The sequence below is a fragment of the Streptosporangium sp. NPDC005286 genome (assembly GCF_040607515.1).
In the GTDB taxonomy this organism is placed as follows: Bacteria; Actinomycetota; Actinomycetes; order Streptosporangiales; family Streptosporangiaceae; genus Streptosporangium.
This window is the reverse complement of sequence record NZ_JBEXGU010000031.1, coordinates 57437-73001: the sequence shown is the minus strand read 5'-3', so window position 1 is coordinate 73001 and position 15565 is coordinate 57437. Positions and strand designations below refer to the sequence as shown.

The following is a 15565-nucleotide window of genomic DNA, read 5'->3' as shown; positions in this document are numbered from 1 at the left end:
CCAAGGACGGCTCGGAGCCCGTTGGGAACGGCGAAGCCCGCCGCCCCGTCGAGGGGACGGCGGGCTTCGCGGAAGTCCGACTAGCGGGTGACCTTGCCGGCCTTGATGCAGGAGGTGCAAACGTTCAGCCGCTTCGGCGTGCCGTTCACCACTGCGCGCACGGGCTGGATGTTCGGGTTCCAGCGGCGGCGGGTGCGGCGGTGCGAGTGGGAGACGTTGTTGCCGAAGGTCGGCTTCTTAGCGCAAACGTCGCAGACGGAAGCCACGGTTCGCTCCTTAGATCAGTCGAGAGGCTCGATCCGCCGCACTGGCGGGCGGTCATCGGGCATGCCGGGACGACCGGCTGGCCACACGAGGATACCCGATGTTCGGCCCTACAGGCGAACGTGAGCCGCCGTGAACGGTCGAACGGGGATAATCTCCGGAGGCAACCGTAGCGCATCCCGGGAGGCGCCATGGCGGGTCGCGTCCGGCGGGCGACGATCAGCCGGTGAGATCGGGGCCGGCCGGGTCGTGCGGACGGGGAGCCACCGGTGACGGCATGCCGGTCGCGGCGCCGGGACCTGCCCGGGAGATCGATGAGGGCGCCCGGCGGGCGCGAGCAGGAGCAGGAGGGCAGGAATGCTGCAGGTTCTCGACCCGCCCTCGGTGCGGAGGTGGTCGCGGCTGGCCGCGGAGACGCTGGGGAAGGCGCGCGAGGAGATCGACGCGCTCAACGTCTTCCCGGTGCCCGACGGCGACACCGGCACCAACCTGCACCTGACCATGCTCTCCGCGGCCGAGGCGCTCGACGGGCTGCCCGCGGACGCGGGGACGGCGGCCACCTGGCAGGCGCTCGCGCAGGGAGCGCTGCTCGGCGCGCGGGGCAACTCCGGGGTGATCGTCAGCCAGGCGCTGCGCGGCCTCGCCGAGGTGTTCAGGGAGGCCGAGGGGCGCGGCACGGACCTCTGCCGTGGCCTGGTCAGGGCCGCCGAGCTGGCCCGTGCCGCGGTGGCCAGGCCGGTCGAGGGCACGATCCTGAGCGTCCTGACCGCGGTGGCCGCGGCGGTGCGCGACGGCCGGGGAGATCTCGTCTCGATCGCGAGAAGGGCGGCCGAGGAGGCGCGCTCCGCGCTCCGCCGTACCCCCGGGCAGCTCGGCGTGCTGGCCCGCAACGGGGTGGTCGACGCGGGCGGCGCGGGGTGGACGATCATTCTGGAGAGCCTCGCCGCGATCGTCGCCGACTCCTACACCGAGCGGGTGGACATCCCCGCCCCGGCCCACCGGATCGGCGTGGAGGTCGCGGAGGAGAGCGCGGACGGGCCCGGCTACGAGGTCATGTATCTCCTGGAGGCCGGGGCGGCACAGGTCGCGGCGCTCCGCGCGGAACTCGACGCGCTCGGCGAGTCGCTGGTGATCGTGGGTGGGGACGACCTGTGGAACGTGCACGTCCACGTGGACGACGCGGGCGCGGCGATCGAGGCGGCGGTCCGGCTGGGGCGGCCCCACCGGATCAGGGTGACGTATCTGGTCGGCTCGGGCAGGACCCACCCGGCCGCGCGGGGCAGGGGAGTGGTGGCCGTGGCGGCGGGACCCGCGCTGGCCGCGCTGTTCGAGGAGTCGGGGGCCGTGGTCGTCCGCCGCGAGCCGGGCTCCAGCCCGCCGCTGGCGGCGGTGCTCGCCGCCATTCGCGAGGCCGGCTCGGAGGTCGTGGTCCTGCCCAACGACAGCGGGACGCGTGAGGTCGCCGCCGCCGCCGCGGAGATGGCCAGGGAGGAGGGCCTGGTGGTCGGCGTACTCCCGACCAGGGCCTCGGTGCAGGGCCTGTCGGCGCTGGCCGTGCACGATCCGCTGCGCCGCTTCGACGACGACGTGGTGGCCATGACCGAGGCCGCCGCGCACACCCGCCACGGGCACGTCTGGGTGGCCGACCGCGAGGTCATGACGAGCGCGGGCCTGGCCGGGCCCGGTGACGTCCTGGGAGTGGTCGACGGGGACGCCGCGCTGATCGGCAGGGATCTCGAGGCCACCGCCCTGGAGGTCGTGGGCCGCATGGTGTCCTCCAGCAGCGAGTTGGTGACCGTTCTGGAGGGCGTCAACGCCCCCGAGGGGCTCGCGCGCGCGGTGCTGGACCATCTGGCCGAGACCAGGCCGGACATCGAGGTGGTTCTGTACGAGGGAGGCCAGGGCGGCTACCCGCTGCTCATCGGCGTCGAATGAGGGCGGTGTCGAATGAGGGCGTCGCGAGGCCCGGCGTCAGGCGCGCCTGCCGGTGACGTTCGCGGGCGACGCGGGTGAACCGTTCCGTGGGCCGGGCGGTTTCTGTCTCCCGCACACGGTAGAAAGCTGTGGTGACGAGCTTCGACGAGCCGCTGGCGAAGGCACTGGACCCCAAAACCGCCAGGTTGCTGGAGAGCGTTCTCGACCTGCGCACCGTCGGCGACCTGCTGCGGCACTACCCGCGGCGCTACGCCGAGCGGGGTGAGCTGACCGACCTCGACGACCTGCGGGTCGACGAGCACGTCACGGTGGTGGGCGAGGTCACCAGGGCGATGCGCAGGCCGATGCGGAACAAGGGCGGCACCTGGCTGGAGGTCGAGGTCGTCGACGCCCGCCGCAGCAAGATCTACCTGTCGTTCTTCGGGAAGGCGTCCCACATCGCGGAGACGCGGCTGCGGCCGGGCAGGCGCGGCATGTTCGCCGGGAAGGTCGGCGCCTTCGGCCAGGGCGAGAAGCGCAAGTGGCAGCTCTCCCACCCCGAGTTCGAGATGATCGAGGAGGACGAGACGGGGGCCGAGGAGTTCGCCGCCGCGCTCGTGCCGATCTACCCGGCGGGCAAGGACGTGACGCCCTGGGCCATTCGCAGGGCGCTGGGCGTCGTCCTCGACACGATGGGCGAGCTCGACGACCCGCTTCCCGAGGAGCTGCGCGCCCGGCACCGGCTCCCCGGTCTGTCGGACGCGCTGCTGACCGTTCACCGGCCGCGCGACCACGCCGACGTGGCCAGGGCGCGCAAGCGGCTCAGGTTCGACGAGGCGTTCCTGCTCCAGGCGGTGCTGCTGCAGCGCCGGATGGCCGCGGCCTCCTGGCCCGCCACCCCCAGGCCCGCGATCTCCGACGGGCTGCTCGCCGACTTCGACAAGCGGCTGCCGTTCGAGCTGACCGAGGGGCAGCGTGAGGTGGGCGAGGAGGTCGCGGCCGATCTGGCCATGGCCCACCCCATGCACCGGCTGCTCCAGGGCGAGGTCGGGGCGGGCAAGACCGTCGTCGCGCTGCGGGCGATGCTCCAGGTGGTCGACGCCGGGGGGCAGGCCGTGCTGCTGGCGCCCACCGAGGTGCTCGCCCAGCAGCACCACCGGTCGATCTCGGCCATGCTCGGCGACCTGGCCACCGGCGGCATGTTCGGCGGCACCGCGGTCGCCCTGCTGACCGGCTCGCTGGGCGCCGCGGCCCGCCGCTCGGCCATGCTCGACGCGGCCTCGGGCGCGGCGGGCATCGTCGTCGGCACCCACGCGGTCCTGCAGGAGCGGGTCCAGTTCGCCGATCTCGGCCTGGTCGTGGTCGACGAGCAGCACAGGTTCGGCGTCGAGCAGCGCGACGCGCTCCGCGAGAAGGCCGGGGGCGGCCGCCCGCACGTGCTCGTCATGACCGCCACCCCCATCCCCCGCACGGTCGCCATGACGGTCTTCGGTGATCTCACGGTCTCCACGCTCTCCCAGCTGCCCTCCGGGCGTGCCCCGATCACCACGCACGTGGTTCCCGCCGCGGAGAAGCCGCACTTCCTCGACCGAGCCTGGACCCGGCTGCGCGAGGAGATCGGGCTGGGCCGCCAGGCCTACATCGTGTGCCCGCGCATCGGCGACCTGGAGGGCGACGAGGGCGACATGTCGAAGGCCGACGACGAGCGCAGGCCGCCGCTGGCGGTGCTCGACGTGGCCGAGACGCTCTCCCGGGGGCCGCTGCTGGGGCTCCGCACGGAGGTGCTCCACGGCAAGCTCCCTCCCGAGGAGAAGGAGGCGGTGATGAAGGCGTTCACCAGGGGAGAGATCGACGTGCTGGTGGCGACCACGGTCATCGAGGTCGGCGTCGACGTCCCCAACTCCTCGGTCATGGTCATCATGGACGCGGACAGGTTCGGCGTCTCGCAGCTCCACCAGCTCCGCGGCCGGGTCGGCCGCGGCGGGCTGCCCGGTCTCTGCCTGCTGGTGACCGACTCCCCCGGCGGCACGCCCGCCAGGGCGCGGCTCGACGCCGTGGCGGCCACCCTGGACGGCTTTGAGCTGTCCCGTGTCGACCTGGAACAGCGCAGGGAGGGTGATGTGCTCGGGGTGGCCCAGTCGGGGCGCAGGTCGTCGCTGAAGATGCTCAGGCTCCTCCGCGACGAGGACGTCATCCACGCCGCGCGCCTGGACGCCGAGGCGATGCTGGAGGCCGACCCCGAGTTGGCGGGGCACCCCGTGCTCCGCGCGGAGATCGACAGGCTCCTGGCGGACGAGCGCGCCGAGTACCTGGAGAAGACCTGACGACCGGCGGAGGCGATGCCCGGCGGGGCGGTGGACGCCGCGGGGTTTCGCGGCTGTAGCCGGCGGACGCTCTGTGCCCAACTGCGGGGACGGCCTCCCCCCGAATGCCGTCCCCGCCTGGGCCCACTCCCGGGTCAGGTGCCGAGAGCACCGGCGTGCGGAAGGGCTCACGATCACGCCGGTCGGCCTCCCCCTGGGTCACTTGGAGGCCGCAGGAATCATCATGCAAGGGACCGGCACCTGACGGAACGACCCTTACGCTTTCGTCGCCACTCCTTGCCCACTCTTGACCTAGATCACCTACCAGGACCCTTTTGACCTGCGGTTATGTGATGCGTCGCGACACGCCGTGCTGCGCCCGGCGCACCTGGGAGCCTCCGGGGACCGGCGTCGGAACCGGTGCCGGGGACGGGTGCGGGCGGTGGCCGACGGCACCGGGCGGCGGCACTGAGAGGATGGCCGGGTGAGCCGAGTCATCGCGGGAAGCGCAGGGGGACGGCGGCTGGCAGTGCCGCCGGGGCGGGGGACCCGCCCCACGAGCGACAGGGCCAGGGAGGGGATCTTCTCCACGGTGGGGTCGCTGATCGGCCCGCTGGAGGGGTGCCGGGTGCTCGATCTCTACGCGGGCTCGGGCGCGCTCGGGCTTGAGGCGCTCTCCCGGGGGGCCGCCCGGGTGCTTCTCGTGGAGTCGGACGCCAGGGCGATCCGGACGATCAGGCAGAACGTCACCTCGCTGGGGCTGCCCGGGGCCGAGATCGCCGCCGACAGGGTTGAGCGGCTGCTGGCCAGGGGTATCGGGGACACCGGGGAGCCGTACGACCTCGTCCTCGCCGACCCGCCGTACGCGCTGGGCGACGAGGAGGTGGGGACGGTGCTCGAACTGCTGCGCGACCGAGGCTGGCTGGCCGAGGACGCGCTCGTCGCGGTGGAACGGGAGAGCCGGGGAAGGGACCTTCGCTGGCCCGCGGGGTACGAAGAGGAGAGGGTCCGTCGTTACGGCGAAGCGTCCGTTTGGTACGGTCGCGCCGCCGGGAATCCTTAAGAGCAGGGAGTCCACCTTGCGTCGCGTTGTCTGTCCGGGATCCTTCGATCCCGTCACGAACGGTCATCTGGACATCATCGGCCGGGCTTCCCGGCAGTACGACGAGGTCGTCGTAGCCGTACTGATCAACATCGAGAAGAAGAGCCTCTTCACGGTGGACGAACGTATCCAGACTCTCCAGACGGTCACCAAGGAGTACGGGAACGTCCGCGTGGACAAGTTCCACGGCCTCCTGGTCGACTACTGCAGACAGCAGGAGATCCCCGCCATCGTGAAGGGCCTGCGTGCGATCAGTGACTTCGACTACGAGCTCCAGATGGCGCAGCTCAACTACCGGATGTCAGGGGTGGAGACCCTGTTCATGGCCACCGGGCCCGAGGTCTCCTTCCTGTCTTCCAGCCGCATCAAGGAGATCGTCAAGTATGGTGGGAGTGTGGCCGGGCTGGTTCCCGATCTTGTCCAGGAACTCCTGGTAGAACGGCTCAGGGGCTAGGCCCTGCTATTCTCTTGTTTCGGCCTTGCACGATGGCGATGATGCGCCATGCCTAACGAGAGCGAAATGACTCATCCCAACCTTGACCCCCGAGCCCCATGGGTGATCTCTACCCATGACCTGGGGCGACGACCAGGGTCGATGCGGCGGATGGACCTCGTTCTCCCGGCACCGGCGGACATCGGCGTCGACATGATCGGCGTTCCCAAGGACGCCGAAGTCGAGCTGGACATCCGGCTTGAGGCGGTCATGGAGGGTGTGCTCGTCACGGGCACTGCGCAAGCCCCGCTGCGGGGGGAGTGCGCACGCTGCCTGGAGCCGGTCATCTCGCAAGCCGAGATGGGCTTCCAGGAGCTGTTCTTCTACTCGGCAGAGGATGCTGCCGAGGGTGACTCGCTTCTCGACGGTGAACTTCTCGACCTCGAACCCGCGTTTCGCGACGCGGTGGTGCTCACACTGCCGTTGAGCCCGGTCTGCAGTGAGGACTGCGCCGGACTCTGCGTGGAGTGCGGGGTCAGGCTGGCAGACGCCGAGCCTGATCACGGCCACGAGGTGATCGACGCCCGCTGGGCGAAGCTGCAGGGTCTGATTCCGGAACATAACAACGATCAGGAGAGCTGACGTGGCTGTCCCCAAGCGCAAGATGTCGCGGAGCAACACTCGCTCCCGCAGGTCGCAGTGGAAGGCCGCCGCGGTTTCGCTCGTGAGCTGCCCCCAGTGCCGCTCGCCGAAGCGTCCGCACGTGGCGTGCCCGACCTGCGGCACCTACAACCGCCGTCAGGTGATCGAGCCCTCCGCCTGATCGCAGTCTGACAGACGGATGCCGGCCGGGCTCCCGGCCCGGTCGGCGTCACCGTCCGCCCACCCTGCGATGGCGGTCCGCCCGCGGTTGTGGTGGACGCCGGGGTTCGCGGTAGAACGCGTGCCCTCCCGGCGCCCACCACATCTTCGGGCATCTCTCGTTTCTTCGCCATCGCGCATTCGATGAGAGAGCGTGCGAGGAGAAGCCGTGGGTACGAGTGTCAAACCGGTCGCCGTCGAGTTCGTCAGGGACGAGCTTGAGCGCCTTCTGTCGGTGCGTCTGGACGTCGCCATCCTGGAGCGTGCGCTGACGCACCGCTCCTACGCGTACGAGAACGGCGGCCTGCCGACCAACGAGCGCCTGGAGTTCCTGGGCGACTCGGTGCTGGGCCTGGTCGTCACCGACACCCTCTACCGCAACCACCCCGACCTGCCCGAGGGGCAGCTGGCCAAGCTCAGGGCCGCGGTGGTGAACATGCGCGCCCTCGCCGACGTGGCCCGCTCGCTGGGCCTGGGCCGCTTCCTGCGGCTCGGCCGGGGTGAGGAGGGCACCGGGGGGCGCGACAAGTCCTCGATCCTCGCGGACACCCTTGAGGCGCTCATCGGCGCGATCTACGTGAACAGGGGTCTGGACGAGGCGTTCCGCGTCGTCCACCTGCTCTTCGACCCCCTCATCACCCGCTCCGCCTCGCTCGGCGCCGGGCTCGACTGGAAGACCTCCCTGCAGGAGCTCACCGCGTCCGAGTCGCTCGGCGTGCCCGAATACCATGTCGAGGAGAGCGGCCCCGACCACGCCAAGTCCTTCACCGCGGTCGTTCGCGTCGGCGGAGAGGGGTACGGTTCGGGATCCGGCCGCTCGAAGAAGGAAGCCGAGCAGCAGGCCGCAGAGGCGGCCTGGAACAGGATCCGCCAGGACCGCGACAGACGCGAAGCCGGCTGACCCGTCGACCAAGGAGGGGTGCATGCCCGAACTGCCCGAGGTCGAGGTGGTACGCCGTGGCCTGGAGCGGTGGGTTTCCGGCAGGGTCGTCGCCCACGCCGAGGTGCTCCACCCGAGGGCGATCAGACGGCACCTTCCCGGAGCGGAGGAGTTCTCCACCCGGTTGAAGGGCCGCACCGTCGGTGCGGCGGAGCGCAGGGGTAAGTACCTCTGGCTGCCGCTGGACGGCCCCGACGCCATCCTGGCGCACCTCGGGATGAGCGGCCAGTTGCTGGTCGTGGAGCCGGACACGGCGCCGGAGAAGCACCTGCGCGTCCGGATCGGCTTCACCGACGGTGGTCCGGAGCTGCGCTTCGTCGACCAGCGGACCTTCGGCCACGTGCTGGTGACCGCCATGATCCGGGCCGGCGGCCGGACGGTGCCCGAGCCGATCGCGCACATCGCGGCCGACCCGTTCGAGGGGCATTTCGACGACGAGGCCTTCGCCCGCCGGCTGCGTGCCCGGCAGACCGAGGTCAAGCGCGCGCTGCTGGACCAGTCGCTGATCAGCGGTGTCGGCAACATCTACGCCGACGAGGCTCTCTGGCGGGCCAGGCTGCACGGTGCCCGGCCCACCGGAGCGCTGACCAAGCCGAAGATCGCCGAGTTGCTGGGCGCCGCCAGGGAGGTGATGTCCGCCGCACTGGCCGAGGGCGGCACATCTTTCGACAGTCTTTACGTGAATGTCAATGGTGAGAGCGGTTACTTCGACCGTTCCCTCGCGGTCTACGGCAGGCGCGACGAGCCCTGCCCGCGGTGCGGTGCCCCGATCGTTCGCGAGTCGTTCATGAACCGTTCCTCCTACAGCTGCCCTCGCTGCCAGCCCAGGCCGAGGAGGGCCGGGGCGTGACGGACGTGCGACTGACCGCCTGGGTCAGGGGCCATGTGCAGGGTGTGGGTTTTCGCTGGTGGACGCGGTCCAGGGCGCTGGAGCTCGGCCTGGTCGGCTGGGCGCGCAACACGGCCGACGGCCGGGTCGAGGTGGTCGCACAGGGGCCCGAGAAGTCGTGCGCGATGCTGCTTGAGCTGCTCAGGGGCGGTGAGACGCCCGGCAGGGTGGACGGGGTCGTCGAACGTTGGAGCGAGGCCAAAGGCGGTCTCGAGGGTTTTGTCGAGCGCTGACCACTTTCCTAAACCGCCCAAAATACGGTATAGTTGACTGTCGAGAGTGCCTACTGGTGCATCCATTCGGAGCGTTCAGCTTGACCGCCTCCCTCACCGGTGCGACTCTTGACAAAGAACCACGCGCACCCCTCCCGCGGCAAAGAAGTGCGCGAACCAGTCTGGTCACTCAGCGTGGAGGACCCTTTACTATGGCGAAGGCTCTACTAGGCCACGTCGGCGGTCCCGACCCTCGTATGGTCTCGGAAATGCGTCGTCTTCAGCAGCGCATCCGTGATCTCGAGGGAGAGCTCACCCGGCTCCAGGCCCAGAACGACGAACTCGCGGCAAGTGCCCGCGACGAGGAGTTCAACCGTCTGCAGGATCGCGAGCCGGCTCTCACCTAACGGGGTCGGGGCGGAAACACACTGTCCGGGGACGCCTCACCGGGGCGTCCCTTGTCATATATGTTACTTACGTCATATATGTCCTATCTGTCATATATGTCGTGCGAGGAAGGCCAGCTGCTCGGGTAACACCCTGCGGCGATAGGCCGTGTCCTGGCATCCTTCGCTGATCCCTCCCTCGGCGGTGGCACCCAGTGCCTTCAGGGCCTTCAGCATGGTCTGGGTCTGCCGTGCCCACGCGTCGCGCTCCCCACACCCCAGCCAGACCGGGATGTTCACGAGTTCGCGCAGCGGCGCCTGCGCCGCGCTCACCGCCGGCGACGCCGCGACGACCGCCCCCACCTGTGCGGGGCCCAGCTCCGCGGCCAGCCTCAGCGCCCCCGCGCCGCCCGCCGACCAGCCCATCAGCCCGATCTTCGCGGTATCCATCCCGTTCATGCTCAGGTAGGGCAGCAGGGTGCCCGGGATGTCGGCGGAGGGCCAGTCGTCGATGGAGGCCAGCGCGAAGCGCCCGCCCCCGGCGGCCAGGTAGCGGTCGATCGCGTAGACGTCGAACGGCGTGCGCGCGTCACCCGCGGCCCCGTGAAGCATGATCACCACAGGCAGCCCGTCCGTCGCCCCCGGAGGCATCCCGACGATGACCCGGCGCCGGTCGACCTGGCTGCGCTGGAGCGTTCCAGGAGACGTCACCGGGGGCACGGGGACCGCGCCGCAGACGATCTGGGCGTACGCCCCCCTGATGCCGTCCGGGCCGGCCGCCAGCGCGGCGCCGCCGAGGCCCAGCGCGGTCAGCCCGCCGCCCACCAGGAAGGCGCGCCGCCCGAGATGACCCCTGCCGCTCGATGGGCGTGACGGAGCTCCGTCAGCACCGCGTTCCGCGTTCATGCAGGGCACCATAGGCGGTGTGCGGGCGGGTGCGGGTGAAGAACGGTAGTCTTCCCGCGTTGGCGAAGCCGTGGGGTGACAGGGAAGACGCGTTCATCGGCGCCCGGGGCACGGCGCGTGATACGCGGGCCGGCGCGGCCACACCGTGAATGGGGGGCTCTCTTTGTATCTCAAGACCCTTACCCTGCGCGGTTTCAAGTCCTTTGCCTCGGCCACCACGCTCCGCTTCGAGCCGGGCATCACCGCGGTCGTCGGCCCCAACGGATCCGGCAAGTCCAACGTGGTCGACGCCCTGGCCTGGGTCATGGGGGAGCACAGCGCCAAGTCGTTGCGCGGCGGCAAGATGGAGGACGTCATCTTCGCCGGCACCTCCTCGCGGGCACCGCTGGGCCGCGCCGAGGTCACGCTGACCATCGACAACACCGACGGCATGCTCCCGATCGACTACACCGAGGTGACGATCAGCCGCCTGATGTTCAGGGCCGGCCAGAGCGAGTACGCCATCAACGGCGACACCTGCCGCCTGCTCGACATCCAGGAGCTGCTGTCCGACTCCGGCATCGGCCGCGAGATGCACGTCATCGTCGGCCAGGGCCAGCTCGACCAGGTGCTGCACGCGGGACCCGAGGAGCGCCGGGCGTTCATCGAGGAGGCCGCGGGCGTCCTGAAGCACCGCAAGCGCAAGGAGAAGGCGCTGCGGAAGCTCGACGCGATGCAGGTCAACATGACCCGGGTACAGGACCTCACCACCGAGCTGCGCCGCCAGCTCAAACCGCTGGGCCGCCAGGCCGAGATCGCCCGCAAGGCCGCCGTCATCCAGGCGGACCTCCGCGACGCCAGGCTCCGGCTGCTCGCCGACGACGTGCTCACCCTGCGGACCACCCTGGAACGGGAGATGGCCGACGAGGCGGCGGTCCTCGCCCGCCGCACCGCTGTGGAGACCGAGCTGGAGCAGGGCCAGGCCGCCGAGGCCGAGCTGGAGGCCGCCGAGGCCGAGGCCCAGCCGCGGCTGACCGCCGCGCAGGAGACGTTCTTCCGGCTCTCCTCCCTCCGCGAGCGCCTCAGGGGCCTGGCGGGACTCGCCGCCGAGCGGCACCGGCACGCCACCGACACCGCGGTGGAGCGGCGGGGGCGCGACCCGGAGGACTTCGAACGTGAGGCGGAGGAGGTCCGCGAGCAGGAGCGGGTCCTGGTCGAGCTGCTCGAGGGGGAGCGGGAGTCGCTCGCGGAAACCGTGGCCAGGCGCACCGAGACCGAGGCCGCACTCGCCGCGGAGGAGCGGCGGCTGGCCGCGGAGGCCAGGGCCGCCGCCGACCGGCGCGAGGGCCTGGCCAGGCTCAGGGGGCAGGTCGGGGCGGCGCGCAGCCGGGCGGGGGCCGCCGAGGAGGAGATCGGCCGGTTGCGGCGCTCGCTGGAGGAGGCCGAACAGCGCGCCGAGGAGGCCCGCGCCGAGCACGACAGCCAGGAGCTGGCCGAACCGGCCGCCGATCCGGCCCTCGCCGAGGAGCTGGAGATCGCCCTGGAGACGGTCGAGCAGGCCAGGGAGTCCGTCGAGTCGGCCAGGGCCGGGGTCGAGGAGGCCAAGGCGGCCGTCGCGGGCCCGAACGCCGCGCTCGGCGCCGCCCGGGCCGCCCTCGCCGCGGCACGTAAGGCCGACCAGCAGGCGCAGCGCCAGGTGGCCGCGCTGGAGGCCAGGTTCGAGGCGCTGGAGATGGGCCTGGCCGGTGGTGCCGACGGTGGCGCCGCGCTGCTCGCCGCCGACCTGGCCGGGGTGCTCGGGCCGGTGGCGACCATGCTGTCGGTGCGGCCCGGTGCCGAGGTGGCCGTCGCCGCCGTGCTCGGGGCCGTCGCCGAGGCCGTCGCCGTCGAGTCGCTGCAGAGCGCGGCCGACGCCATCGAGTTCCTCCGGGGCCGCGACGGCGGCCAGGCCGGCCTCGTCATCGCCGCCGGTGAAGCGGCGGTCCCGCCGGGCCAGGTGCCGCAGGCGGGTGCGGAGTGGGCGATCGACCTGGTCACGGTCTCCACCGAGCTGCGGGCCGCCACCACCCACCTGCTGGCGGGCGTGCTGGTCGTGGACGATCTCGCGACCGCGAGGAAGACGGTCGAGCAGTATCCCGGGCTGCGGGCCGTCACCCGCTCCGGCGACCTCCTGGGTGCCCACGTCGCCGCCGGCGGCGGTTCGGCGGGCGCCACCTCCGCCATTCAGCTGCGGGCCGCGCTCGACGAGGCGACCGCCGACCTGGCCGAGGCCAGGGTCGCCGCCGAGCTTGCGGCGACGGAGCTGGAGGAGACCGCGGAGGCCGAGGGAGAGGCGCAGCTCGCGGTCGAGACCGCCCAGGCGCGGGTCGCCGAGGCACAGACGGGAGTGCAGAACAGGCAGGCCGGGGTCAACGCGGCGCAGGCCGCCCTGGACCGGGTCAGGGCGAGGCAACGCGACGCGGACCAGAAGGTCGCCGCGGTGGCCAGGCGGCTCGCCCAGCTGGACGCCGCCGCCAGGGCGGCCCGCGACGAGTGCGAGCGCCTGGCCGCGGGCGTACGGGCCGCCGAGGAGGCGCGGGACCGTGACGCGGCCGGTCTCGCCGAGCTGGAGGAGCGGCTCGCCGCGGCCGTGGGTGCCGAGGAGCGACAGAGCGAGCCCAGCACCGACCTGCGTGACGAACTCGCCGAGATCTGCGCGACGGCCAGGCAGGACGAGATGGAGGCCCGTCTCACGGTGCGGACGGCGGAGGAGCGGGTCAGGGGCATCGACGGCAGGGCGGAGGAGCTGACGCGCGCCGCGGAGCGTGAGCGCGAGGAGAGGTCCAGGGCGGCCGAGCGCAGGGAGCGGCGGCGCGAGCAGGCTCGGACGGCCCAGGCGGTCGTCAGGGGCGCGGAACTGGCGCTGCGCACGCTGGAGACCTCCCTGGCCGCCGCCGCGGGAGAGCGCGACGAGGCGGAGCGGGCCCGCGGGCAGATCGACGCCTCGCTCAAGGCGGTCAGGATCCGGGTCCGTGAGCTCACCGGTGAGCTGGACAAGCTGGTCAACCGGGCACACGGCAGCGAGGTGGCCCGCACCGAGCAGCGGCTCCGCCTGGAGCAGCTCCAGGAGCGGGCGGTGGAGGAGTACGGCGTCGAGGCGGACACCCTCATCGCCGAGTACGGCCCCGGCGAGCCGGTTCCGACGGCGGACGGCGAGCCCGTCCCCTACGACCGCGAGGAGCAGCTCAAACGGGCCAGGGTGGCCGACCGGCAGATGGCCCAGCTCGGCAAGGTCAACCCGCTCGCGCTCGAGGAGTTCGCGGCCCTTGAGGAGCGGCACTCGTTTCTCACCTCGCAGCTGGAAGACCTCAAGAAGACCCGCCGCGACCTGCTGCTCGTGGTCAAGGAGGTCGACGAGCGGGTCGAGCAGGTCTTCGGCGCCGCCTTCGCGGACGTGGCCCGCGAGTTCGAGACGATCTTCACGCGAGTGTTCCCCGGCGGTGAGGGCAGGCTGCTGCTCACCGACCCGGAGGACATGCTGACCACCGGTGTCGAGGTCGAGGCCCGGCCGCCGGGCAAGAAGGTCAAGCGGCTGTCGCTGCTGTCCGGTGGCGAGCGGTCGCTGACCGCGGTGGCGTTCCTCGTGTCCATCTTCAAGGCGCGGCCCTCGCCGTTCTACGTGATGGACGAGGTCGAGGCCGCGCTGGACGACACCAACACCCAGCGCCTGCTCACCCTCTTCGAGGAGCTCAGGCAGACCTCGCAGATCATCATCATCACCCACCAGAAGCGCACCATGGAGATCGCCGACGCGCTGTACGGCGTGTCGATGCGTGGGGACGGCGTCACCCAGGTCATCAGCCAGCGCCTGAGGGAGAGCGAGTCCGCCTGAATCCTCCGGGTTTCCGGAGGGGCCGTGCGGTGGTCCGGGGCGGCCCTCGGGATGAAGCGGTGGGAGGTCGTGAGCCTGCCCGGGTTTCCGGGGGTGGTCCCGGAGGGCCGGGGCGGTACGGGGCCGGGAGGTCGTGAGCCCGTTCCGGTGCTCGGAGGCGGTCAGGGGCCGCGGGTCCGTCCGGGTTTTCGCGGACGGTCCAGGGCGGGCCGCGCGATGAGGTGGTGACCGACGGTGAGGAACCGCGAACCCGTCCGGACCCCTTGAGGTCGGAGCATCCCGGGGCGTCTGGAAAACTGTGGTCTTGTGGAAGCCTATCTCGGCATAATCGCGATCATCGTCGTCGTCGCCCTGCTGGCGGCCGGCGGCATGCTCCTGCTGTTCAGGAGGGGGGGCACCAGCGCGCCGCCGCGGGTCGAGGCGCCCGAGGCGCCGCCGGCCCCCGAGGAGACGCGGGCCCCCGGCAGGGGCGCGGTCATGGACGACGAGGCGACGACCACCGTGCCGCCGCCGGCCAGGCCGGTCGAGCCCGAGGCCGCCGTCATCCCGGAGATCGAGATCCCGCCGCCGTCCGCCGGCCGGATGGTGCGGCTCCGTGCCCGGCTGGCCCGGTCGCAGAGCACCCTGGGCAAGGGGCTCCTGGAGCTGCTCTCCCGTGACCGTCTCGACGACGACGCCTGGGACGAGATCGAGGAGACCCTGATCACCGCGGACGTCGGCGTGGCGCCGACCCGGGCGATGGTCGACGAGCTGCGTACCCGGGTGAAGGTGCTGGGCAGCCGGACACCCGAGGAGGCGCGCGCCCTGCTCAGGGAGCAGCTGCTCGCCCAGATCGGTACCGACATGGACCGTACGCTGCACGTCAAGCCGCACGGTGAGCGTCCCGCGGTGGTCCTCGTGGTCGGGGTCAACGGCACCGGCAAGACCACCACCACAGGCAAGCTGGCGCGCGTCCTCATCGGCGACGGCGGCAAGGTCGTGCTGGGCGCCGCCGACACCTTCCGCGCCGCCGCCGCCGACCAGCTGCAGACCTGGGGAGACCGGGTCGGAGCCGCGGTGGTACGCGGCCCGGAGGGCGGCGACCCCGCCTCGGTGGCCTTCGACGCCGTCGCCGAGGGCATCGGCGAGAAGGCCGACGTGGTGATCGTCGACACCGCCGGGCGGCTGCACACCAAGACCGGCCTGATGGACGAGCTCGGCAAGGTCAAGCGCGTCATCGAGAAGAAGGCCACCGTCGACGAGGTCCTGCTCGTCCTCGACGCCACCACGGGCCAGAACGGCATGCGCCAGGCCCAGGTGTTCGCCGAGGTGGTCAACATCACCGGCATCGCCCTGACCAAGCTCGACGGCACCGCCAAGGGCGGCATCATCATCTCCGTCCAGCGCGAGCTGGGCGTCCCGGTCAAGCTGGTCGGTCTCGGCGAGGGGCCCGACGACCTCGCCCCGTTCGACCCCGAGGTCTTCGTGGACACGCTCCTCGGGGGGTGAGTCCCGCCGGGCCGGGC

General features: G+C 71.7%; 14 protein-coding genes. 12 read left to right on the top strand and 2 right to left on the bottom strand.

The genetic code is table 11. The features are described 5' to 3' along the window. Window positions 1–80: 80 nt before the first annotated feature. Window positions 81–266 carry a 50S ribosomal protein L28 gene (gene rpmB, locus ABZU75_RS14625; protein WP_012894387.1) on the bottom strand — a complete coding sequence of 62 codons (186 nt, stop codon included), beginning with the start codon at window positions 264–266 and terminating at the stop codon, window positions 81–83. Between the two features lie 355 nt (window positions 267–621). On the opposite strand from rpmB, the gene ABZU75_RS14620 reads away from it, so the two are divergent. The 10 genes from ABZU75_RS14620 to ABZU75_RS14575 all read left to right on the top strand — a co-directional run bounded on the left by ABZU75_RS14620 (window position 622) and on the right by ABZU75_RS14575 (window position 9325). Continuing rightward, the gene (locus tag ABZU75_RS14620; RefSeq protein WP_355553918.1) at window positions 622–2199 is read left to right on the top strand and encodes a DAK2 domain-containing protein; all 1578 of its coding nucleotides are present in this window, start codon (window positions 622–624) and stop codon (window positions 2197–2199) included. A gap of 131 nt (window positions 2200–2330) precedes the next feature. Further along, on the top strand, window positions 2331–4502 hold the full coding sequence (gene recG / locus ABZU75_RS14615) for an ATP-dependent DNA helicase RecG (protein ID WP_355553915.1): 2172 nt from the start codon (window positions 2331–2333) through the stop codon (window positions 4500–4502). Window positions 4503–4965: 463 nt separating this feature from the next. Next, on the top strand, window positions 4966–5544 hold the full coding sequence (gene rsmD, locus ABZU75_RS14610; protein ID WP_355553912.1) for a 16S rRNA (guanine(966)-N(2))-methyltransferase RsmD: 579 nt from the start codon (window positions 4966–4968) through the stop codon (window positions 5542–5544). 16 nt (window positions 5545–5560) lie between these two features. Continuing rightward, window positions 5561–6037, top strand: a complete 477-nt coding sequence (gene coaD / locus ABZU75_RS14605) for a pantetheine-phosphate adenylyltransferase (protein WP_030913570.1) — start codon at window positions 5561–5563, stop codon at window positions 6035–6037. Window positions 6038–6103: 66 nt separating this feature from the next. Next, a complete protein-coding gene (locus ABZU75_RS14600) occupies window positions 6104–6658 on the top strand; it encodes a YceD family protein (protein WP_355553908.1) in 555 nt (184 codons plus the stop codon). Between the two features lies 1 nt (window position 6659). Beyond that, the gene (rpmF, locus tag ABZU75_RS14595; RefSeq protein ID WP_012894381.1) at window positions 6660–6839 is read left to right on the top strand and encodes a 50S ribosomal protein L32; all 180 of its coding nucleotides are present in this window, start codon (window positions 6660–6662) and stop codon (window positions 6837–6839) included. A 267-nt stretch (window positions 6840–7106) separates the two neighbouring features. Then, window positions 7107–7778 (top strand): ribonuclease III, encoded by a 672-nt coding sequence (rnc, locus tag ABZU75_RS14590; RefSeq protein WP_350914927.1) that lies wholly within the window; start codon window positions 7107–7109, stop codon window positions 7776–7778. Between the two features lie 22 nt (window positions 7779–7800). Beyond that, complete coding sequence (gene mutM / locus ABZU75_RS14585) at window positions 7801–8667, top strand: bifunctional DNA-formamidopyrimidine glycosylase/DNA-(apurinic or apyrimidinic site) lyase (protein ID WP_355553905.1); 867 nt, start codon at window positions 7801–7803, stop codon at window positions 8665–8667. Beyond that, on the top strand, window positions 8664–8939 hold the full coding sequence (locus tag ABZU75_RS14580; RefSeq protein WP_350914822.1) for an acylphosphatase: 276 nt from the start codon (window positions 8664–8666) through the stop codon (window positions 8937–8939). Before mutM ends, ABZU75_RS14580 begins: the two co-directional genes overlap by 4 nt. Before the next feature lie 191 nt (window positions 8940–9130). Further along, window positions 9131–9325 (top strand): hypothetical protein, encoded by a 195-nt coding sequence (locus ABZU75_RS14575; protein ID WP_084195478.1) that lies wholly within the window; start codon window positions 9131–9133, stop codon window positions 9323–9325. Window positions 9326–9415: 90 nt separating this feature from the next. Here ABZU75_RS14575 and ABZU75_RS14570 read toward each other — a convergent pair whose 3' ends face one another. Next, window positions 9416–10210, bottom strand: coding sequence for a dienelactone hydrolase family protein (locus ABZU75_RS14570; protein WP_355553901.1), 795 nt, complete (start codon window positions 10208–10210; stop codon window positions 9416–9418). A 163-nt stretch (window positions 10211–10373) separates the two neighbouring features. On the opposite strand from ABZU75_RS14570, the gene smc reads away from it, so the two are divergent. Together smc and ftsY are read left to right on the top strand one after the other, a co-directional pair. Beyond that, on the top strand, window positions 10374–14060 hold the full coding sequence (gene smc, locus ABZU75_RS14565; RefSeq protein ID WP_355553898.1) for a chromosome segregation protein SMC: 3687 nt from the start codon (window positions 10374–10376) through the stop codon (window positions 14058–14060). A 306-nt stretch (window positions 14061–14366) separates the two neighbouring features. Beyond that, window positions 14367–15548, top strand: coding sequence for a signal recognition particle-docking protein FtsY (ftsY, locus tag ABZU75_RS14560; protein ID WP_355553896.1), 1182 nt, complete (start codon window positions 14367–14369; stop codon window positions 15546–15548). The last annotated feature ends 17 nt before the right edge of the window (window positions 15549–15565 follow it).